Raw genomic sequence first — 20,711 nt, 5'->3', positions numbered from 1 at the left:
CATTGTCGCGAACGGTCCCGGCCGGAACCATCTCAGTCCTCGTGACGGGGGATGCCGGAGACCTCGTGATCGGCGTGAAAGAGCGCCTCACCGATGAGGTTGCGCACGTGGGAGTCGCGAGCGCGGTACAGCACGCGGCGGCCGTCCCTCCGGGCATGGACCAGACCGGCGAGACGGAGTTTGGCCAGGTGTTGGGAGACCGAGGGGCGTGCGACGGCGATGGCCTCGGCGAGCGAACCCACGTCGTACTCGCCGGAGGCCAGCAGCCACATCAGGCGCAGCCGGGTGGCGTCGCTGAGCATCCGGAAGGCCTCGACGGCGGCCTCCACCTGGGCACCAGTGGGTTGCTCCTGCAACAGGTTGGCACCTGATTCGTTGTCGCGTGCATACATGACTACATATACTCCGGGCAAAGGCCACCGATCGCAAGTGGGGTAGCGATGTCCGACCAGCAGGATGCCGGTTCTTTGTCCCCTCATGGACACGACGACCACGACCACGACCACGGGCACGACCACGGGCACGGGCACGGGCACGGCCATGGGCACGGGCACGGAGAGCCGATCGGAGGCGGCCGGTTCGGGCGATTGATGACGCGAGCCGGTCACGCCCTCACGCCGCACAGCCATGACAGCGCCGACAAGACCGACACGGCCCTGGAATCCAGCAGTCGCGGCATGCGCGTGCTGGCCATCTCCTTCGTCGTACTCACGGCCACCGCGCTCATCCAGGCGGTGATCGTGGCGTTCTCCGGCTCGGTGGCGCTGCTGGGCGACACGTTGCACAACTTCGCCGACGCCCTGACGGCGGTGCCGCTGGCGATCGCGTTCTCCCTGGGGCGGCGGATGGCCACCCGGCGCTTCACCTACGGCTACGGCAGAGCCGAGGACCTGGCGGGGATCATCATCGTGGCCGTCATCGCGGCCTCGGCCGCGTTCGCCGGATACGAGGCGATCAAGCGCCTGATCAACCCCCAGGACGTGCAGGCGCTCGGCTGGGTCGCCGCCGCCGGAGTGGCCGGTTTCCTCGGCAACGAGTGGGTGGCCCGCTACCGGATCAGGGTCGGCCGCCAGATCGGCTCGGCCGCGCTGGTCGCCGACGGGCTACACGCCCGCACCGACGGCTTCACCTCCCTGGCCGTACTGCTCAGCGCGGGCGGCGCGGCGCTGGGATGGCCGATCGCCGACCCGATCGTCGGCCTGCTGATCACCGTCGCGATCTGCTTCGTGCTGCGGGACGCGGCCCGGGAGATCTACCACCGGCTGATGGACGCCGTCGACCCCGCCCTGGTCGACCAGGCCGAACGGATCCTCACCTCGACACCGGGCGTCCGGCACGTGGGGTCGGTACGGCTCCGCTGGATCGGTCACGCGCTCCGCGCCGAGGTGGACATCGTGGTGGACCACGACCTGTCGCTGGTCCAGGCGCACGCCGTGGCGGTGCGGGCCGAGCACGAGCTGATCCACAATCTGCCTCGCCTGAGCGCGGCCACCGTACACGCCGACCCGGACGGTTCCGACGGCACCGACCACCACACCCTTCTGACCGTCCACCGATAGTTGGAGAGTTCGCTGTGCGGATCATCCCCTCCGGTTGAGCGCGTCCGGCAGGTCGTGGGCAGGACCTCGACGCGCCACGCGCAACTCGGACAGGTAGCGCTTGGTGATCTGCCCGCCGTGGCGGTCGTTGATCAGGCGCGTGAGGCAGTCCAGCAGGCCGACCAGGGAAACCGGTTCGAGCGTCCGGTGGTTCGAGTAGGTGCGCAGCAGGTTCAGGTATTCGGCGGTCGAATATGTCTGCTCCCATTCGTGCCGGCGGAAGACCGGCGGTCCGAACGGGCCCGACGGCTCCGGTTCGTCGCCGTCGTCGTAGGGGATCTCAGCCGCGGGCTGGAGACGCAGGTCCGGGGGCGTCGCCGGGTCGAAGCGTTCGTAGCAGGTCTGCGCCTCGGCGAAGAAGTCAGTGCTCCCTCCCTTGATGTGGTGCGTGGCGATCGTGGCCAGCGCGCCCCCGGCGCGCAGGGAATCCGCCGCTCTCACCATGCGCACGGCCGGATCGATCCAGTGGAACGCGGTCGCGGAGACCACCACGTCGAACGGTTCGGCCGGCGGCGGCCAGTCCTCGAACGCCGCGGTCACGACCTGGACCGACGGGAAGCGGGCCAGGTTGCGGCGGGCCAGCGCCGCCATCTCCGCCCCCAGTTCCACCGCGACGATGTGGCAGCCGCGCTCGGCCAGCGGCACGGTGGCCTGCCCCGTCCCGGGGCCGACCTCCAGCACCCGGCAGCCCGGTCCGATCCCGGTCAGCTCAGCCAGGTCGTCGAACAGCTCCGGCGGATAACCCGGACGCGCCTGGTCGTACAGCTCGGCGTCCTCGGTGAAGGACGCGCGTAACCGCTCACGATCACTCCCTGTCATGACCGCAGGCTATCGACTGCCTCAGCGCTCGGTCAGGAGTTTTCTCCGGCCGCCCACGCCGGCGCGACATGCCCGGCGCCGGACGGCAACCCGTTGCGGAAAGCCCGCTGAGCCGGCTGATGTCCCCGGGCGCTGGATGAAGTACGAGGCGATCCGGCCGGCGCGGCAGCGCCGTCCCGAGCCCGGCCGACACCGCCGACGGCAACACGTGGATGCGTGCGATCAACGACGAGCTCGGCTACCGGCCCATCCATCGGACCATCGAGTATCAACTCGCGCTCACCGGGTGATGTCTCAGTGAACCGCTCACACCGAGGACGCGGCACGCAGCAGCCGGAGTTGGCCGATTTCCGCGGCGTTTTTCATCAGCTCGGAATTCACCCAGGCGACCATGTGGGCGACGGTGTGCTCGGAGTCCTTCGGCCAGGGGAACGGGGCGGTGGCGTCCAGGTCGGCGTCGGTGAGGCGATCCAGCACCGCCAGCCAGTGCGTACGGAGGTCGCGCAACCACGCGACGGCGGTCCTTCCGTCACCCGGCCACGTGATCTCGGCCCTCTCTCGCGGGGTCCGTCCCTGAGCATGATCGATGGTCACGCTCCACCACCAGCCGATATGCCAGCTCACCCAGCCGATCGTGGGAACCGGGATGGGATCGGGTTCGATCTCCGCCCAGTCCGGCACCCATGTCCCGTCGACGTCGGGACGTACGGTCCAGCAGTGGGACGCGGGCTCCCACAGGAAGTCCTCGGGCTCCAGTCGCTCCAGGTGGTAGTCGAACAGGGACCAGGTCAGGTCGAACTGCCAGCGCAGCAGCTCGCATCGGGATACGTGCATCGGCTGATCCTGGCAGGCCGTCGCTCCACCTGGAAAACGATTATCCGGGATGGGCCGGGTCGTCATCCAATGGTCCGGCGCTACTCGGCTACGGAGCCACCTGCGGGATCGACGCCGGGATCGGAGGTCCACTGGTGGACGGTAACCGTCCGGCGTCATGGCCGCATGTCGCGGTCCCGGTCTCAGGACGGATCGCCCTTGTCGATCTTGGTGGTGTCTCGGGGTTCGACGTACGGCTCCTCGGTGGGAGGGTGTCCGGCTTCGATGGCACGGCCGCGGGCGAGTTCGGCGTCGAACTCCACGCCGAGCAGGACGGCGACGTTGGTGATCCAGAGCCAGATCAGGAAGACGATGACACCCGCCATGGCGGCATAGGTCTTGCTGTACGAACCGAAGTTGGCGACGTAGAAGCCGAAGCCCGCGGAGGCGATGATCCAGGTCGCCACCGCCAGGATGCTGCCGGGGGTGATCCAGCGGAAGCCGGGGTGCGCGACGTTGGGGGCGGCCCAGTAGAGCAGGGCCAGGACCAGCGTCACCATGACCACCAGGACGGGCCACTTGGCGATGCTCCAGACGGTGAGCGCCGTCTGGCCGATGCCGAGGAGTTTTCCGGCCTGGTCGGCCAGGCCGCCGGTGAACACGACCGCGACCGCGCCGGCGGCCATCAGGATCACCAGGATGGTGGTGATCGCCAGCCGGAGCGGGAGGGTCTTCCAGATCGGGCGGCCCTCCGGCATCTCGTACATGACGTTGGCCGCTCGCATGAACGCCGCCACGTAGCTCGACGCCGACCACAGGGCGACGGCGACGCCGATGACGGTCGCGATTCCGGCGGCGCGCTGGCTGCTCTGCAGGGCGCTGAGCACCGTGTCGATGATCTGCTGAGCGGGGCCGGGAGCCAGGGCGCTGAGGTTGTCCGTGAGGGGTTTGGTGGCCGACTGGCCGAACAGTCCCAGAAGGGAGACCACGGCCAGCAGCGCCGGGAAGATCGACAGTACGGCGTAGTAGGTCAGCGAGGCGGCCCAGTCGGTGAGGTTGTCCTCCTGGAACTCCCTCACGGTGCGCTTGAGCACACCCCACCACGACCGTCTGGACAGCTCGGTCGGGCGGTCGGGCGCCCTCTCGGCGACGGCGTCGCCCGATCCCGCAGGCGGGCGGGCTCCGGTTCTCGACGGCTGATCGCTCATCGACGCCCTCCCAGGCCGTGCCTCGACTTCGCCGTCGCTACCCCGTCAGGCCACTCGCATGCCCTTCTCGGGTCACGCGCTTGGCGGCGACGCGGCCGAGCTTGCTCGTTCGGGTTGGGATGACGGCCGGGTCGACGCTTCCCGGTCCTGGGTCTCATCTCCTGCGGCCCCAACGAGAAAGTTCCGGCCGGGTGATGACCCGGCCGGAACTCATCTGCCGCTAAAGGAGGAGGGTGATCAGCCCACGACCGAACGCAGCGGGACGCCGGTGCTCTCCAGTGACTGGATCAGCTCGCGGAGGAACGGGTGCTCGTCCGCCGCCAGGCCCTCGGGGTTGGGAATGGTGATGTAGGTCGAACCGTCGGCCTTGGCCGAGGTCGCCGTGTCGGTGTACTTCCGGACGATGGCCTCGGTCCGCGCCTGGTCGGCGTCGGCGACCTGGATGGTGATGGGACGCCATTCGCCGCCGATGTTGGCCGGCTCCTCGACCTTCTGCGCCGCGGTACGGAGAGCGTCCACGTCGGTCGGCGGCGCCACCGTCCGCTGCTGCGCCGAGGCGGTCGCCGTCTCCGGGTAGAGCAGCGCGTTCGCGACCAGGTGAAGGCCGTTGTCGTTGTAGGCGCGGAACAGCGGGTTGTAGGCGAAGAGCACGGCGTGACCCGCACCGGTCGGCTCGTCGACCAGCGCCGTCGTGCCCATGAGGGCGTCGGACTTCACGGTGTAGCCGTTGGCCCAGAAGGTGTCGTCCGACGGGTAGGTGAGGATGTTCGTACCCGTCTGGGTCGGGTTCAGGATCGGGTCGCCGTTGTTGAACTGGAAGTCCTCAGCCGGACGGCCGATTCCCACCGGGTTCTCATTGGCCACGTCCACCCGGAAGTGCGAGCCGACGACCTGGTAGCCGGTCGGCTTGGGCTTCTCCGTGGTGGAGGTCAGACCCGCGGCGCGCGCGACGCGGGTGCCCTCGTTCCGCAGTCCGACGTACGTGCCGCCCGCGGACACCCAGGCCTTGAGGTTCGCCAGGCCCTGCGCGTCCAGGCCACCGTTCGAGCTGCTGCCGTCCGGGACGATCAGCGCGGTGCGCTCGGTGAACGCCGGGGTGTTGCCGTTGATGTCGGCGGTCGTCACCGGCTTGAGGTCGAGACCCCACTGGCTGCCGAGCACGTAGCGTGCCTCGCCGTGCGACCCGGAGGTCGTCGAGATGCCGGTGCCGGCGAACAGGCCGGTGTCGGGCAGGCGAAGCGCGGTGCCGGAGGCCGACCTGGAGCTGCCCTTGACGGTGACGCCGAGCGATCCGGCGAGCTTGTCCAGGTCGTTCTGCTTCACCGCGCGGGCGGACAGGCTGATCACGCCGGTCTTGAGGTCACGCGAGAGCGGCACACCCGAGCTGAGAAGCTTGAACGTGAGCTCCGACGCGGCGGCCGAGTCCAGCGGGTAGGAGTACGAGCCCCTCGACGAGGCCGACGAGTCGATGCCGCCTTCGAGGCTCTTCACCCGGTCGGTCTTCGGCGAGAGCTTGTCACCGGTGTAGATGGTGTTGATGCCCATCAGCAGCGGGTTGCTCCACGAGGAGACGTCGTAGAAGTACGGGAAGGGGGCGTAGGGGTTCTCCCCGATCAGCGCCTGGATCCAGTGCTTCTGCGGCTGGTCCATCGGGATCCAGTAGGCACCCTCGGGAACCCTGAGGTTCTTGGCGCTACGGCCGCCGAAGATCTGGGCGTTGGGAACCGTGAGCGCCTTCTTGACCTCGTAGACCTCGACGTCCATGCCGCGCAGTCTCTCGACCAGCTTGCGGACGTCGCCGATCTGGCGGTCGGGCATCAGGAAGTACGAGCGGATCTTGACGTCGGGAACCGGGAACTGGACGGTGTTGGTCGGCTGCACGACCTCGTTGGGCTCAAGCGCGCCCGAGGCACCCTCGGCGAGCGCGGTCTGCCAGATCTTGTAGTAGCCGTTCAGGATCTCGTTCTTGTTGTCGGCCGCCCAGCCGGTGGTCGCCCACTGCGTGTTGAACTGCTGCTGCACGCGGTCCTCGACCGACGAGGCGCTGCCCTTCTCGAAGGTCATGCCGGCCGCGCCGAACCCGGTGGCCGGCACCGTGTCGCCGTACCCCATGTAGAAGAGGTCGTATCGCGCGTAGTTGAAGTAGCACTCCACGGTGACCAGGTCGGTGCAGGCGCCGTTGAAGCCGAAGGCCGCCTTGTTGGCCTCACCGATGCGGTTGATCCAGTCCACCGGCTGGTCGGCGATCTCGTGGTGGATCGGGTCGGCGTTCGGCGGGAAGAAGTACTGCTGCCCGCCCATCTCGTGCGCGTCGACGAAGATCTGCGGCGGGTAGTTCCGCAGCATCTCGAGCTTGCCGTCGGTCTCCGGCTGGGTGCGGGCGAACCAGTCGCGGTTGAGGTCGAAGCCGTAGTCGTTCTGCCGGCGGTTCGCGTTGCGGCCGTCGGGGTTCTGGGTCGGCACGATGACCGTGACGGTGTTGTCGTTGCGCTTCTCAACGTCGCAGGACAGTCCGCCGGCCAGCTCGTACAGGGTCTTGAGCGAGGCGTCGGCGCCGCTCGTCTCGCCGCCGTGGACGTTGCCCGCCACCCACACGATGGCAGGGGTGTCCTTGGCGATGCGCGCGGCCTTGTCCGCCCGCAGCGACCGCGGGTCACGCAGCGACTGAATCTGCTCAGCGATCTTCTTCAGCTGGCCCGGCGTCACGTTCTGCTTGTCGGACACGATGGCGTAGGGCAGCGCCTGGCCGGAGACGCTGTGCGCCATCGTGCCGGTGATCACGCGGTCGGACGCGCGCCCCACGGCGTCGACGTACTTGCGGATCTCGTCGGAGGTGACCACTCGGGGCTGGCCCTTGCCGAGGGGGAAACCGAAGAACTTCTCGGGGCTCGGTACGGAACCAAGGTGGGCGTTCAGGTCGGAGCTACATTGCGTGTGGTCACGATCCGGGTGCGAGTGGTTGTCCCGATCCGCGTTCGCGGCCTGGCTCAACGGCAACATGAGCGCGGTCAGTGCGACGACCGCGGCCCCTGCCACCTTCCTGTAGGAAGGTTTTCCGCGCCTCGCTGTGCTGGGCGGCATGTCGACTCCTCAAGGGGGCATGGGCGGCCCACCCCTTGCCCGGAGTGGGACCACCCTTGGAAACGACGCCACTGTGGCGCCAGAGGTAGACGATGCGGATGGTATAAAATCGCAATAAAGTGGTCAAGATCGCCCTAAGCGTCTGAACTATCCTGTTTTTCCGCGTAATAGCCCATTTGGGAACCGGGGACGGTGTCGCGTGAAAGGCGGAGACGATGCCGGGGACCTGGCACGAAGCCTCTTCTCTCTCGTGCTGGCCGGCAGGGGGTCGTGGTGTCTCGACCTTTCTCGAACTCCCCGAAATCGTGACCAATCAGGCCTAACTTGTGATCAAGCAGACATAATCAAGGGGTGACCTCACGGCTTCTGGAACCATGGCGACGTCCCCTGACCGTCTCGCGCCGCGAGGCGGTCGATGGCGGTCGAGAGGCCACGCCGATCCTCGACTGGGAAGACCTTCGAGTGCTGGACCTGATCGCCGAGATCCGAACCGCCGGCATCGCTGATGAGCGGGACCTGCTGATCGCGGCCCATCGCCTTGTCGCCGCGCGGGTCCGTCCGGTCTACGGGATGGACGACCGGCAGCCGGTCTCCGTGACGCTCGCGCTGGGCCGGGGCTCGTGCAGCCAGCGGATGGCGGTGCTGGAAGCCGTGGCACGCGCCTGCGGGATCGAGACCAGGGTCAGGGGTCTGCTGGTGGACGGCCGGTTCTGGTATCCCCGCTTCCCCCGGATGCACGCGCTGATCCCTCGCCGGGTGGTGCTCGCCTGGCCGGAGTTCCACCTTGACGGACGGTGGATCTCCGCCTCCGGGCTCTACGGTGATCTGGCGGCGTTGCAGACGGGGGAGGGGTTCACCAACGCCGGTGGAGAGACCCTCTTCGACGCGATCGCCCGCACCGCGGTCGACTGGGACGGCGTGACCTGCTCATCGTGCGATCTGTCGGCCCAGGTGCTGGCCGACCTGGGCTACTTCGACTCCCGCGACGAACTGTTCGAGGCGCATGGTCAGACCCTGTGCCGACCGGCCCGGACCGTCGCGAACCCGCTCATGAGCCGCCGATCCGCATGACCCGCTGCCGGGCCCGGCACCGTAGCGACGTTGCGGAAAAACTCCTCCGCTTTGGTCGCAAATAAACCTAATTTCTATAACGTTCCAGGAAATATCGTTATTTGAGTATGATCATGGCGATGGCAGGGACGGTCTCGAGCGAATTCGTGTCATCACAGCTTCCGGTGCGAATCTCTTGACCCTTCGGGCGTGATGAGCAGGCTGGAGCAGTGCCGGACGTCACCGCGAAGCTAGGGGACCGCATGAGTGACCACCGGCCAGAAGCAGAAGGCCGCCGGGCCGCGGCAAAGGGTCGCCGGGCCCGGCGCGTTGCCGATGACGGCGGACCGCCTCCGGAGGACGGCGCGCCGGGCGGCGATCCGTCCCCCGATCAGGGTCGTACGAAGAACCGGCTGAGCGTGGGCGCGTGGATCGGTATCGCGCTGACCGGCGTCATGGTCACCGTCACTCTGGGCGGTTACAAGATCTACCACGATCTCGACAGCGGCATCGGGCGCGAGAAGATCGAGCTCGGCCCGGACCGTCCGCCCGAGACCGGAGCGCTCAACGTGCTCGTCGTCGGCTCCGACAGCCGGGAGAGCGCGGAGAACAAGAAGTACGGCCAGACGACGCTGGGCGAGCGGACCGACACGATCATCCTGCTCCACCTCTCCCCGAACCGCGACAAGGCGACCCTGCTCAGCTTTCCCCGCGACTCGATGGTCCAGGTGCCCGCCTGCAAGCACCCCAAGACCGGCGTGATGGTTCCCGCCGGCCTGAAGCAGATCAACGCGGCCTTCAACGAGGGCGGTATCGCCTGCACGTGGGCGACGATCGAGTCGCTCACCCAGATCCGCATCAACCACTTCGTCAAGGTTGACTTCTCCGGCTTCAAGGGCATCGTGGACGCCCTCGGCGGCATCGACATCTGCCTGCCCAAGGATGTGTTCGACAAGAAGGCCAAGCTCGACCTGAAGAAGGGCGAGCAGACCGTGATGGGCGAGACCGCCCTCGCCTACGTCCGCGCCCGCTACGCGCTCGGCGACGGCAGCGACACCGACCGGATCAAGCGCCAGCAGGTCTTCCTCACCCAGGTGATGAAAAAGGCCACCAGCACCTCCCTGCTCACCGATCTCGGCAAGCTGGGCAACTTCCTCACGGCCGCCACGGCCTCGGTGACGATGGACAGCGAGCTCAGCATCGCCCGGCTCGGCGAGATCGCGAGGAGCGCGAAATCCCTGACCGAGAAGGGGCTGGAGTCGGTCACCGTGCCCTGGAAGCCCTATGAGCCCAGGCCCGCGCAGATCGAGTGGCGACAGCCCGACGCGGACCGGTTGTTCGAGGCGATCCGCAGCGACACCGAGGTGCTCCCCACCGCCGCCCCCAACGCCCCCGCCAAACCGGCCGTCAAGAACGAGCAGGTCCGGGTCCAGGTCTTCAACGGCACCGACACCGACGGCAGGGCCAAAGAGGCGGCCGACGGGCTGGCGGAGCAGGGGTTCGTGGTGACCCACGTCGGTGGCGCCCGCCCGGCGACCGGGAACGTGCCCGTCACCACACTGCGCTACGCCAAGAACGACGCCGAGGGCACCGCCTACGGAGACGTGGTGGCCGCCAGGCTCTCCGGCGACAAGCGCGTCCCGGTCGCCGGCAAGATGAAGCCGCTGAGCGTGGAGGCGTACGTGCCGGCCAAGCCGGTCGCCGAGGCCCCCACCGGCCCGATCATCCAGCTGGTCATCGGCACCGACTGGCCGGGGGTCCGGGTCCTCAACAAGATTCCTGTCTCACTGAAGGATCAGGTCGTCGACAGCAACACCAATCCCTGCCGGTAGCGTCCCCGCCGAGTTTGTCGGCGCCTTTCATAGATCGTGATAGCGCCTGGCAAGTCACGATAAAGCGGACCGTCGGACACTCCCCGCACACGCTACAGGGGGTGGAACCCATGAACAGATCAACGCGGCGGGCGCTGGCGGCGGCAGGGGTGGTTCTGGCGGGGGTCACGATCACGCAGGGAAGCGCGCTGGCAGAGGCCCCGCCCGGGCTGCGGCAGCAGGCCCCGCACGGGGTGGCGATCGGCACGCGGCTGGCGGCGCAGACCGATCCCGCGGTCCAGCTGGTCCAGACGGAGTACGCGGCGAGGGTGACCGTACCCACCGCGAGCGCGAGGACGTCGTTCACCGCGCTGTTCGCCAAGGCGAGGCAGCACGCGAAGGCCGGGCGTATCCCGTCCGACCACCAGAGCCAGGTGAAATGGGTGCTGCGGACGGCCCGGTCGAACGTCGGCCGCTATTTCGCGCCGGCCGGGCCGGCCAGGACCGTCAAGGTGAGCAGCCTCGGGCTGTGTACCGGATGGTGGGTGACGCCGCAGGGGCACATGGTGACCGCCGCGCACTGCGTCGGGGCGACCAAGGCCGAGCTGAGAAAGACCTTCGCCGCCCAGGCCCTTCCCAAGATCAACAACGGGGACGTCAAGGGCTTCCTGAAGCAGATCATGGGAATCGCCCAGCCCGACGACGAGCTGGTCAGGCTGGCCACGGCGGTGTTCACCCGCTTCAACACCGAGACGATGCGGGTGACCGGGCTCAGGCAGAGCGTCGGTGTCGCCGGCGCCCTGCCCGGCGGTGGCATGGACAGGAGCGTCAAGGTCACGCCCGTGGCCCTGGTCGCCCGTGGCCGGAGCTACCCCGGGGAGGACTTCGCCCTGCTGAAGCTGGCAGGTGCGAAGAACCTGCCGACCGTGCCGCTGGGTGACGACGTCGACGTGCGGGTGGGCGACACGCTCTACATCAACGGGTTTCCGGGACTGGTCAGCATCAGCACGCAGATCTTCGACCTGCGGTCCAGGCTGTACCCGGCGCTGACCGAGGGGGCCTACAACGCCAAACGGACGACCGTTCTGGGCGTGCCGTACATCCAGGCCCAGGCGCCCTCGTACCGGGGCAACTCCGGTGGGCCGGTGCTCAGCCAGGAGGGCAAGGTCATCGGAACGCTGATCGCGGGATCGGTCGATCCGGCGACGGGGGAGTCGGCCGAGAACCACAGCTTCATCCTGCCCGTGAGCATCATCAAGAAGAGGCTCGCGGCCGCGGGCGTCGACGCGTCCCGGTCCCAGACCTCCCTGGTCTACAACGACGCGCTCGACGACTTCTTCGCCCAGCGGTTCAAGGCGGCCCTGCCCAAGTTCCGTAAGGCGCAGCGGCTCTATCCCCAGCACCCCTACGTCGCCTCCTACATCGGCGACACGAAGCGGGCCATCACCGCGGGCAAGGACAGGACACCGAAGGCCAAGGCCTAGGTCGCCGGTCGAAGAGCGTAGCCGGTGAGCCGTCGACGACGAAGATCCGCACGTTGCCGCCGAGCCGGCGCAGGGAGGCGGTCAGCGCCTCCGGAGCCGAATCGTCGTCCCAGCGCGACGGCGGCACGTGGTCGAGGTCCGTCATCGGCTGCCCACCATCAGGTCCGCCTCGCGTAGTGACGTGGCCCCGTGCGTCCAGCGCCGCAGGACGTGCTCGGCGAAGAGCCGGTCTAGTGCGAGGGCGCAGGCGGCTCCGTACAGCACGTCTCCCGACAGGGCGGGATGGGAGGCGGCGAACCCGCCGCACATGTCGTGGGCGGCGATCTGCTCGTGGACGGCGTCGGCCCGCACATGCTCGTCGTAGAAGCGGCGGGCCGCCGCGTCCCCGCCCAGCCGCCGCAGCCCCCTGGAGTAGCGGCGATTGGGGATCGAGGAGGTCATCTCGAATGCCGCCAGATGGCCCAGCAGGGCGCCGCGGTGACGCCGGTGGAGGCCGAACAACGACATGACGTTGGAGAGCGCCAGCGTGATCGCCGGTACCCGGTCGAGGTAGGCGCCGTAGGAATCGTCCAGGTCCAGTGCGCGCATGGTGGCACGGAACAGCTCCGAATGCATCCGCTCCAGCCGGCCGCCGCCGTACTCGTCGGCCTGGATCTCCACCAGGGCGGCTTTGGCGCGGCCGCGCAGCCGGGGAATCGCCCAGGTGTGTGGGTCGCCCTCTTTCAGGTGGTAGATCGACCGATGAGTGACGAACTCCCGGAACTGCTCCAGGTCGGCCTTCTTTTCCAGGAAGGTCGCGAGGCAGGAGCCGTCGTCGGCGGCGGACACCAGGTCGACCAGGGTGCGGCGCATGCGCATGGGCAGCGTGAGGAGCGGACGCGCGGACGGAACCGGAAACGGGTGTGATACGGCCTGCGTGAGATCGTCCTCCAGCCGCCGCTCTAGTATCTGCCTGGCCGCCAGCAGCGACGGATCCCATTCCCACCCCTCGTCCACCTCGTCGAAGCCCTGGTAATGCAGCTCGTAGCAGACGAAAAGCGCGAGTTGGAGATCCTCGTTCTCAAGGGACGATTTTCCGGCGGGCACCGGCGGCAGATCGAAACGGTGAGGCGGGCGGGTCAGCCTTTCGAAGAGTGCGCCGCTGACGGGACCTCGAGGCATGGGCAGCCGCATCACGATCTTCCCCTCGTCGAACACCTGTACCGCGCGCCCCTCTGCCCTCGCCTCCTGGAAGCTAACCCGCCCATGGGACGAATGGTGAGAACGCTCAAAAGCGTGATCTCCCATACGGGTGATTGCGAGAAGGGGCAATGATCGCGCTTGGGTTTTCTCGACGAGGATTTCGCTCCCCGGCCGGTACTCCTCGCCGGATCCGGTGTGGTTCATCTTCGATGATCAGCCCGCTCGGGGCCTTCTCCACATCGAGGCCGATGAGCGCCGACGTGAGAGGAGAGGGCCCCGAATCCTTTGCCGGGATCCATAAGCCGTGGGTCCCGGCCTCCAGCAGAGAGGAGGCCGGGACCCGTGCTGCGCAGCGGTCAGACGATGTCGGCCGCGGTGGGGAAGCGTTCCCAGACCCGGTGCTGTCCCAGCAGCCGGACGACCTCCTGCAGCGCTGCCTCGCCACTGTCTGCGACGAGCACGCCGGGTGCCGCCGTGTCGATCCCCGCGGCGGTGAGCGCCTGCTCGGCGTTCGCCCAGCCGCCGAGCGGCTTGGCGTGGCGGAACGCCTCGCTGAGCATCAGCAGCACTCGCGGGTCGGTGAGCGCTCCGGCGGGCGTGCCGTTGCCGGCCTTGGCGTCCCGGGCGCCGTAGGCGTCCTTGCCCGGTGCGGGCGCGCCGGCCAGCAGCAGGGCGTCGAACTCGACGGAGCGGGCTGTGGCGAATGTGCGCTGCACGGTGACAGGATCACTGCTGTCGGCCCCGAGCAGGCCGCCCGCCGCAGAGATGACCAGCGGCACCATGCCGCCGTCCAGGACCTGCTGGCGGACGGCGCGGACCGCCTGCAGATCGCTGCTGTCGTCGGCGACGATGCCGATGATCCGCCCCGTGGTGGGCCAGGTCCGCCCGAGCTGGGAGAGCGCGGGGCTGGGCTCGACGGATGGCAGCGGACCCGCCGACTTGGGAGCGGGCAGGCCCAGGCCCTGGGCCACCTGCTCGCACAGGTAGGGGTCGATCTCGGCGAGCACCCTCAGGGTACGCTCCTTGATCGCCTGTTCGTAGACCTTGCCGAGCTCGAAGGTGTATGCGGCGATGACGTGCTCGCGTTCCACCGGGGTCAGGCTCAACCAGAACTGGCGAGGCTGACTGAAGTGGTCGGCGAACGACGCCGGGGCCTCACGCACCTTCCCTGCCGCGGGCACCTGCACGGGCGTCTCCCGGTATCCGCCCTCCTGCTGCCCGGCGAAGAAGGGGCAACCGCCGTCCAGCGAATTGGGCTTATAGGGTGCGACACCGGAGTGCACCGCCGTCTGGTGGAACCCGTCACGCAGCATGTCGTTGACCGGGGCGTGCGTGCGGTTGATCGGGATCTGCGCGAAGTTGGGGCCGCCCAGGCGGGTGATCTGGGTGTCCAGATAGGAGAACAGGCGTCCTGCGAGCAGCGGGTCGTCGGTGACGTCGATGCCGGGCACCAGGTGGCCCGGGTGGAAGGCGACCTGCTCGGTCTCGGCGAAATAGTTGACCGGGTTGGCATTGAGGGTGAGCAGGCCGACCGGCTGGACCGGTGCCAGCTCCTCGGGCACGATCTTCGTCGGATCCAGTAGGTCGATACCCTCGAAGGTCTGCTCGGGGGTGTCGGGAAAGACCTGGATGCCCAGCTCCCACTGCGGATAGGCACCGGCCTCGATCGCGTCGGCGAGGTCACGCCGGTGAAAGTCCGGATCCATGCCGTTGATCAGCTGGGCCTCCTCCCACAGCAGCGAATGCACCCCGGCCTTGGGCTTCCAATGGAACTTCACCAGCGTCGTCGCCCCCGCGGCGTCGACCAACCGGAAGGTGTGGACACCGAAGCCCTCCATCGTCCGATAGGAGCGGGGAATGCCGCGATCGGACATGTTCCACAACGTGTGGTGGGTGGCCTCGGTGTGCAGGGAGACGAAGTCCCAGAATGTGTCGTGGGCGCTTTGGGCCTGGGGGATCTCCCGGTCCGGGTGTGGCTTGCCCGCGTGGATGACGTCGGGGAACTTGATCGCGTCCTGGATGAAGAACACCGGTATGTTGTTGCCCACCAGGTCGAAGACGCCCTCGCCGGTGTAGAACTTCGTCGCGAACCCACGTGTGTCACGCACGGTGTCGGCCGAACCCCGCGACCCCAGCACCGATGAGAAACGCAGGAAGATCGGGGTTTCGACGTCCTTGGCGAGGAACGCCGCCTTGGTCACCGTCGAGGCCGTGCCGTACGCGCGAAAGACGCCGTGTGCGGCGGCTCCACGAGCGTGCACGACGCGCTCGGGAATGCGCTCGTGATCGAAATGCATGATCTTCTCGCGCAGGTGATGGTCCTGCAGCAGCACCGGTCCCCGGGGACCGGCCTTGAGCGAATGATCGGTGTCCACCAGTCGCAGGCCCTGAGCCGTCGTCAGATACTCGCCTCCCTGTGCCCGCGCCGCCGGTGGCACGTCGGCGGCCTGCCCCGTGGCGGTGAACGCCTGCGGCCCGCTCTGGTCGGGCTTGGGCGCCGGAGGCTCCCGGGGCTCGGTCGGCTCATCCAGCGACGGCGATTCACTGCCCGGCCGACCGGGAACCGTGCCGGACGGTCCACCGCCGGACACGGCACCGGCCACCGTGTCGATGACCTTGTCGACCGTTTCCTTCACCGGGTGAGACTCTTCCATCGTTTCCCCCTTGAGCTATGGCGACAGGAGACTGTCACCGTTATCGAGAATCGAGTTGGGCCGTCAACACGCTGACGTGCTGATGACGCAGGTCAGACCACCAGCAACCAGCAATAGCGCTACGCGACCCCTCTGCTTCGGCACCTGGCTGGGCGGCCGCCGTCCACAGGATGTGAGGGAGGCCTGCGCCGACCGTGACCGACGACGTCATGGCCGTCGTCAACGACCGGTGCGGGCCGCAACGGATCCGTCACCGTCGCGTGGGCATTACTCGTCCAGGCGCACCGTGCCTGGAACTCCCACACTCCACGATCGGCGCTCCTTTCCAGATGCGGCCAGGCCCTTACCCGCCTCATGGTGGGCAAACATCAAACCGGAGCAGGTTTGCGCTTTACCGTTCGGCGATGAACAGGCGAAGGCCACGGCCGGGTCCGCCTTCCACGTCGGGGGGCCTGTGCGGGGCGCCGACGGGTTTGGACTCCGGGAAGCAGCGCCGGCGCCGATAGATCGACAGCACGACCATCGACGGCACGGCGAGAAACTACGGCTACCGGTTCTGCGGGGTGCGGGGACGCAGGGGATCAGGCCCCCTGCGGAGACCTGCTCGCGGATCCCCAACAGGATGTTCGTCCCTGCCGGGCCCGTGCCGCGGGGAGAGGGGCGCTCCTTTACCGGGGAGCGGCGGCGCGGTCGTGGTGCTCGCGGGCGGCCCGGATGTGGTCGCGGTGCGTGTTGGCCCACTCGTCCAGCACGGTGAGGGGAACGAGCAGGGTCCGGCCGAGCTCGGTCAGCTCGTAGTCGACCCGGGGAGGCACGGTCGCGTACGCGGTGCGGGTGACCAGCCCGTCGCGGGTCAGCGCGCGCAGCGTCAGGGTGAGCATGCGCTGGCTGATGCCCTCGATGGCGCGATGCAGCTCGCTGAAGCGGTGCGTGCGCCGGCCGAGGAGGACAACGATCAGCACGCTCCATTTGTCGCCGACCCTGTCGAGCACCTCGCGGACCGGGCAGTCGTCGATCAGCTCGATGCTCTTGGGCACATCCGTGTGCGTGACTGACATCAAAGTGCCTCCTTCCGGTTTCCTCCATGCTTCCGCATGATGGTGTTACACACAAGAAGTAACCATTGGAACGCCCGATGAGCGCCCCCACCCATCGAGGCGTTCCCGCCCGGGACACGTACGCCCCCACCACGACGCGGGCGCGACAGCCCGCTGACACCGCTCGACACCTCAGGGAGACCCATATGGTCAGGCTGGTACTTTTCGGCGCGACGGGATACGCGGGCAGCAGGATCCTGGATGAGGCGGTCCGTCGCGGACACCAGGTCACCGCGGTCGCCCGGAACGTGGACGCGGTCCCGGAGCACGAGAACGTCCGGGCGGTCACCGGCTCGCTCTACGACGCGGAGCGCGTCCACGAGCTCACCGTGGACGCCGACGTGCTGATCAGCGCCATCCGCAGCCGTCCGACGAACGACGGGAGGTCCCTGCTGGACACGGTACCGACCCTCGTCGACGTCGCGCGGCAGAACAAGGTGCGCATCGCCGTCGTCGGCGGGGCGAGCAGCCTCCTGCGCGCCGAGGGGGGCGAGCAGGTGTTCGTCCAGCAGGAACCCACCATCCCGCCGGAGTTTCTCCCGGAGGTCACGCTCCACATGGAGTTCCTCGACGTTCTGCGGCGGACTCCCGCGGACGTCGACTGGTTCTACCTCAGCCCGCCGATCGGGTTCGGCTCGCACGTGCCGGGCAAGCGGCTGGGCCGGTACCGCGTCGGCACGGACGTGCTGATCACCGATGAGCAGGGTGACTCCTCCATCAGCGGGGAGGACTACGCCATCGCCTTGCTCGACGAGATCGAAACGCCCAGGCACCACAACCGGCGCTTCACCGTCGGCTACTGACCGTCCGCCGGAGACGCTCTTGCCCACCTGAAGCCCGCACACCGGCTCCGCGGCCCTCACCTGAGTGGCCCGTCGCTCGCACACCGGTTCCGCGGCCCGGGCGACGCGCGGTGGCGGCAGCCGGTGTGAGCCGGCCGCCCGGTGAGCCGAACGATCCGGCCGGCTTCCCGGCGAGGAGGCGGGGAGCCGTCAGGTCAGATAGTCGCGCAGCGCCCGGGACCGCGACGGGTGGCGCAGCTTGGTCATCGTCTTGGACTCGATCTGCCGGATGCGCTCACGCGTCACCCCGTAGACCTTGCCGATCTCGTCGAGGGTCTTGGGCCGCCCGTCGCGAAGCCCGAACCGCATGGCCACCACCCCCGCCTCGCGCTCCGACAGAGCCTCCAGGACCATGTGCAGCTGCTCCTGGAGCAGGGCGAACGCCACGGCGTCCTCGGGAGTGATCGCCTCGGAGTCCTCGATGAGGTCGCCGAACTCGTTGTCGCCCTCGGTGCCGAGCGGGGAGTGCAGGGAGATCGGCTCGCGACCGTACTTCTGGACCTCGACGACCTTCTCGGGGGTCATCTCCATCTCGGTCGCCAGCTCGTCGTGGGTGGGCTCGCGCCCGAGATCGGCGACCATCTGCCGCTGGATGCGGGCCAGCTTGTTGATCATCTCGACCATGTGGACCGGGATGCGGATGGTCCGCGCCTGGTCGGCCATGGCGCGGGTGACGGCCTGCTTGATCCACCAGGTGGCGTAGGTGGAGAACTTGAAACCCTTGGCGTAGTCGAACTTCTCGACCGCGCGGATCAGACCCAGGTTGCCCTCCTGGATCAGGTCCAGGAACGGCATGCCGCGGCCGGTGTAGCGCCGGGCGAGCGAGACCACGAGGCGGAGATTGGCCTCCAGCAGGTGGTTCTTGGCCCGGAGACCGTCCTCGGCGATCCACTCCAGCTCGGCCCGCACGTCGGCGAGCAGCCGCTCGCCGTCGGCGCCGAGCTGCTCGGCCGCGAACAGGCCGGCCTCGATGCGCTTGGCGAGCTCGACCTCCTGCTCGGCGTTGAGCAGCGGGACCCTGCCGATCTGTTTGAGGTAGTCCTTGACCGGGTCTGTGCTCGCGCTCGCGGCCGGGGTCAGGTCGTCTTCCTCCGCGGAGGTCTTCACAGAGCTCACACCTTCCCGTGGGCCGCAGCGTAAACACCTGTGCAGATCAAGCTACGTCCTGTGACGGTGTGCTGTGGCCACAAATCAGCAGCAAGGGCGACACAGCATGGCGACCTAAGGTCGACATTCCCCTCCGTTTGACGTCGTTTCCGATGACGGTGACCGGGCTCATCCTCCGGCCGGGCACTAGACGTAGACGCGGGTGGCCGCGGTGGCCAGCTCGGGGACGGCGTCCGTCGTCCTGACGAGAACGGCCGACGCGGGGGTGCGCTCGCGCACGTCCTCGCTCCGGATCGCCATCACGGCGGGAGGGCTTCCCAGGTCACCGTACCGGGCGGCGACGGCCGCGGTGATCGCCCGGCCGGCGTCGGCGGCCGTCTCCTTCGCCGATCCCGACGGACTGGAGGCCGACAGGTAGCCGAGCAGCGCCGCGAACCGCAGCTCCTCGGTCACCGGGAGGGGGAGCCCGTCGTCGGACGGTGGCGCGGGCCGGTCCAACCAGAACGCCGCGCCCCGCAGGAAACCCGGATATGTCACCTCACCATGCTGGAGCGTCTGCACCGCATCGGCCACCAACTGTCCGAACTCGGCCAGGTCTGTGTCCGGTGGCAGATCGGTCGTGACCAGCAGCGAAACCATCAGCGCATCCAACATGGCGGACGTCCCTCCTTGAGGTGGCTCATAGTAAAGGGCGCGACCGACAGTTGTGGAAGGTGCGATGAATACTTGAGGCGGTCGGGGTGCGGCCGTGGCGCAAAGATCACCGCGGGCCCCGGCCTCGGGCGGTCACGGCGGGGTCTGGGGCGGGTGGGGCGACAGCAGCCCGGGGCGGACGGGGCCGGGGTGGGCGAGACCACCGTGATCCGAGTGCGGGGATCACGACGGGCGCGCCCCGGGGCCACACCGGCCGGGTGTGCGGGGATCACAACGGCTTGGGGGCGGGCAGGGTGATCCTGTCGACGGCCTCGCGGCGGCGCCGTTCGGGACGCCGGTCGTAGCGGGCCGTGGTGGCGGGGGAGGAGTGACCGACGAGGGCCTGAGCCGTGGCCAGGTCCACGCCCGCGTCGAGCAGCTCGCCGATGAAGGTGCGCCGGAAGTCGTGCGGGGTACGCGGGGCGGCCCCGGCCTCGGACAGTCTCCTGCCCAGGATGTCGGCGATCGCCTGTCCCGTCATGGCCGCCGGCTCGCCGTCCCGGATCCGGAGACCCCCGAACTTGCCGATGGGGCAGAACAGGGCCCCGGCCGGGCGGCCCCGTACGGCCAGCCAGCGCTCCATCCTGCCGACGGCCTCGGTGGTGAGATAAACCATCCGCTCCTTGTCGCGCTTGCCGCGCACCCGTAGCGACCGCGATCCGGGGTCGTAGTCACCGAGGGCCATCCCGGCGATCTCGGCGCGGCGGCAGCCGGTGGAGTAGAGGACCGCCAGCAGGGCGGCGTCGCGGACCCCGGCGGGGGAGTCGTCGCGGTCACACGCGGCCAGCGCGGCGCCCACGACCTCGGGCGGGACATGCTGTCCCGTGGGCAGGCGGGTGTGTTCGATCGTCGGGAGGTCGGCGGCGCGCTGGTACTCCTCGGCGGTCATCTGGCCGAGCCGCCAGGCCTCGCGCAGCACCCTGCGCAGCGCGACCAGATGTTTGTTGACGTAGGAGGGGGACCAGCCGCGCTCGGTCATGAGGGCGCGGATGCGCACCGTGTGCTCGTAACGCAGCAGGTGCCAGGGCTGACCGGCTCCGGAGGAGACCGCGTCGCCGGAGACGAGGGCGGCCAGCCGGTCCAGGCAGCCGCGCATGGCGCGGCGGGACTCGGCGCTGGTGAGGGAGTCGAGATACACCCGGTAGGGATCTCGTGCGGGTTCGACGGCGGGTCGGGGCGACTCGGGTACGGCGGGCGCGCTCACCGTGCCGACCCTACCGAGATCCTGGAAATCTACAACGTAAAGGCGCCCGGCCTGTTCGAAAACTCGTT

17 protein-coding genes are annotated in these 20,711 nt (G+C 68.6%); 5 read left to right on the top strand and 12 right to left on the bottom strand.

Going from position 1 to position 20,711, the window contains the following annotated elements; translation table 11 throughout:
* Positions 1–32: 32 nt before the first annotated feature.
* Entirely contained in the window at positions 33–392 is a 360-nt protein-coding gene (locus DKM19_RS26190) for a metalloregulator ArsR/SmtB family transcription factor (RefSeq protein ID WP_110699037.1), read from the bottom strand.
* Positions 393–467: 75 nt separating this feature from the next.
* Here DKM19_RS26190 and DKM19_RS26185 point away from each other — a divergent pair, with 75 nt between their 5' ends.
* Positions 468–1,559 carry a cation diffusion facilitator family transporter gene (locus DKM19_RS26185; RefSeq protein WP_239513596.1) on the top strand — a complete coding sequence of 364 codons (1,092 nt, stop codon included), beginning with the start codon at positions 468–470 and terminating at the stop codon, positions 1,557–1,559.
* A gap of 21 nt (positions 1,560–1,580) precedes the next feature.
* Here the strand turns inward: DKM19_RS26185 and DKM19_RS26180 are convergent, their stop codons facing one another.
* The 4 genes from DKM19_RS26180 to DKM19_RS26160 all read right to left on the bottom strand — a co-directional run bounded on the left by DKM19_RS26180 (position 1,581) and on the right by DKM19_RS26160 (position 7,519).
* Positions 1,581–2,417 (bottom strand): trans-aconitate 2-methyltransferase, encoded by an 837-nt coding sequence (locus DKM19_RS26180; RefSeq protein ID WP_110699035.1) that lies wholly within the window; start codon positions 2,415–2,417, stop codon positions 1,581–1,583.
* A 306-nt stretch (positions 2,418–2,723) separates the two neighbouring features.
* Positions 2,724–3,251 carry a DinB family protein gene (locus DKM19_RS26170; protein ID WP_110699034.1) on the bottom strand — a complete coding sequence of 176 codons (528 nt, stop codon included), beginning with the start codon at positions 3,249–3,251 and terminating at the stop codon, positions 2,724–2,726.
* 182 nt (positions 3,252–3,433) lie between these two features.
* Positions 3,434–4,438: a YihY/virulence factor BrkB family protein gene (locus DKM19_RS26165; RefSeq protein WP_110699033.1), complete on the bottom strand. Its 1,005-nt coding sequence runs from the start codon at positions 4,436–4,438 to the stop codon at positions 3,434–3,436.
* 237 nt (positions 4,439–4,675) lie between these two features.
* Positions 4,676–7,519 (bottom strand): M14 family zinc carboxypeptidase, encoded by a 2,844-nt coding sequence (locus DKM19_RS26160; RefSeq protein ID WP_204358229.1) that lies wholly within the window; start codon positions 7,517–7,519, stop codon positions 4,676–4,678.
* Between the two features lie 351 nt (positions 7,520–7,870).
* Here DKM19_RS26160 and DKM19_RS26155 point away from each other — a divergent pair, with 351 nt between their 5' ends.
* From DKM19_RS26155 to DKM19_RS26145, 3 genes are all read left to right on the top strand, one after another.
* The gene (locus DKM19_RS26155; protein WP_204358228.1) at positions 7,871–8,590 is read left to right on the top strand and encodes a transglutaminase family protein; all 720 of its coding nucleotides are present in this window, start codon (positions 7,871–7,873) and stop codon (positions 8,588–8,590) included.
* Between the two features lie 398 nt (positions 8,591–8,988).
* Positions 8,989–10,401: an LCP family protein gene (locus DKM19_RS26150; protein WP_239513595.1), complete on the top strand. Its 1,413-nt coding sequence runs from the start codon at positions 8,989–8,991 to the stop codon at positions 10,399–10,401.
* A 110-nt stretch (positions 10,402–10,511) separates the two neighbouring features.
* Positions 10,512–11,864: a serine protease gene (locus tag DKM19_RS26145; RefSeq protein WP_110699032.1), complete on the top strand. Its 1,353-nt coding sequence runs from the start codon at positions 10,512–10,514 to the stop codon at positions 11,862–11,864.
* A gap of 141 nt (positions 11,865–12,005) precedes the next feature.
* On the opposite strand, the gene DKM19_RS26140 is transcribed toward DKM19_RS26145, so the two are convergent.
* The 4 genes from DKM19_RS26140 to DKM19_RS26130 form a co-directional block, all read right to left on the bottom strand.
* A complete protein-coding gene (locus tag DKM19_RS26140; protein ID WP_239513594.1) occupies positions 12,006–13,250 on the bottom strand; it encodes an iron-containing redox enzyme family protein in 1,245 nt (414 codons plus the stop codon).
* A gap of 152 nt (positions 13,251–13,402) precedes the next feature.
* On the bottom strand, positions 13,403–15,700 hold the full coding sequence (locus tag DKM19_RS26135; protein ID WP_110699031.1) for a catalase: 2,298 nt from the start codon (positions 15,698–15,700) through the stop codon (positions 13,403–13,405).
* A gap of 391 nt (positions 15,701–16,091) precedes the next feature.
* Positions 16,092–16,232 carry a hypothetical protein gene (locus DKM19_RS53085; RefSeq protein WP_369986510.1) on the bottom strand — a complete coding sequence of 47 codons (141 nt, stop codon included), beginning with the start codon at positions 16,230–16,232 and terminating at the stop codon, positions 16,092–16,094.
* A gap of 136 nt (positions 16,233–16,368) precedes the next feature.
* Positions 16,369–16,758, bottom strand: a complete 390-nt coding sequence (locus DKM19_RS26130; protein WP_110699030.1) for a helix-turn-helix domain-containing protein — start codon at positions 16,756–16,758, stop codon at positions 16,369–16,371.
* A 185-nt stretch (positions 16,759–16,943) separates the two neighbouring features.
* Between DKM19_RS26130 and DKM19_RS26125 the strand changes: the two genes are divergently transcribed.
* The gene (locus DKM19_RS26125; protein WP_110699029.1) at positions 16,944–17,600 is read left to right on the top strand and encodes an NAD(P)-dependent oxidoreductase; all 657 of its coding nucleotides are present in this window, start codon (positions 16,944–16,946) and stop codon (positions 17,598–17,600) included.
* Positions 17,601–17,789: 189 nt separating this feature from the next.
* Here the strand turns inward: DKM19_RS26125 and DKM19_RS26120 are convergent, their stop codons facing one another.
* The 3 genes from DKM19_RS26120 to DKM19_RS26110 all read right to left on the bottom strand — a co-directional run bounded on the left by DKM19_RS26120 (position 17,790) and on the right by DKM19_RS26110 (position 20,643).
* On the bottom strand, positions 17,790–18,755 hold the full coding sequence (locus DKM19_RS26120) for an RNA polymerase sigma factor (RefSeq protein WP_204358227.1): 966 nt from the start codon (positions 18,753–18,755) through the stop codon (positions 17,790–17,792).
* Between the two features lie 177 nt (positions 18,756–18,932).
* Positions 18,933–19,400, bottom strand: a complete 468-nt coding sequence (locus DKM19_RS26115) for a hypothetical protein (RefSeq protein WP_089210039.1) — start codon at positions 19,398–19,400, stop codon at positions 18,933–18,935.
* A gap of 268 nt (positions 19,401–19,668) precedes the next feature.
* Positions 19,669–20,643: a tyrosine-type recombinase/integrase gene (locus DKM19_RS26110; protein WP_110699028.1), complete on the bottom strand. Its 975-nt coding sequence runs from the start codon at positions 20,641–20,643 to the stop codon at positions 19,669–19,671.
* Positions 20,644–20,711: the final 68 nt, after the last annotated feature.

It is taken from the genome of Streptosporangium sp. 'caverna' (genome assembly GCF_003203775.1).
GTDB classification, from domain to species: domain Bacteria; phylum Actinomycetota; class Actinomycetes; order Streptosporangiales; family Streptosporangiaceae; genus Streptosporangium; species Streptosporangium subroseum.
Note: the sequence above shows the minus strand (reverse complement) of the source record. Positions and strands in the feature narration are given on the sequence as shown.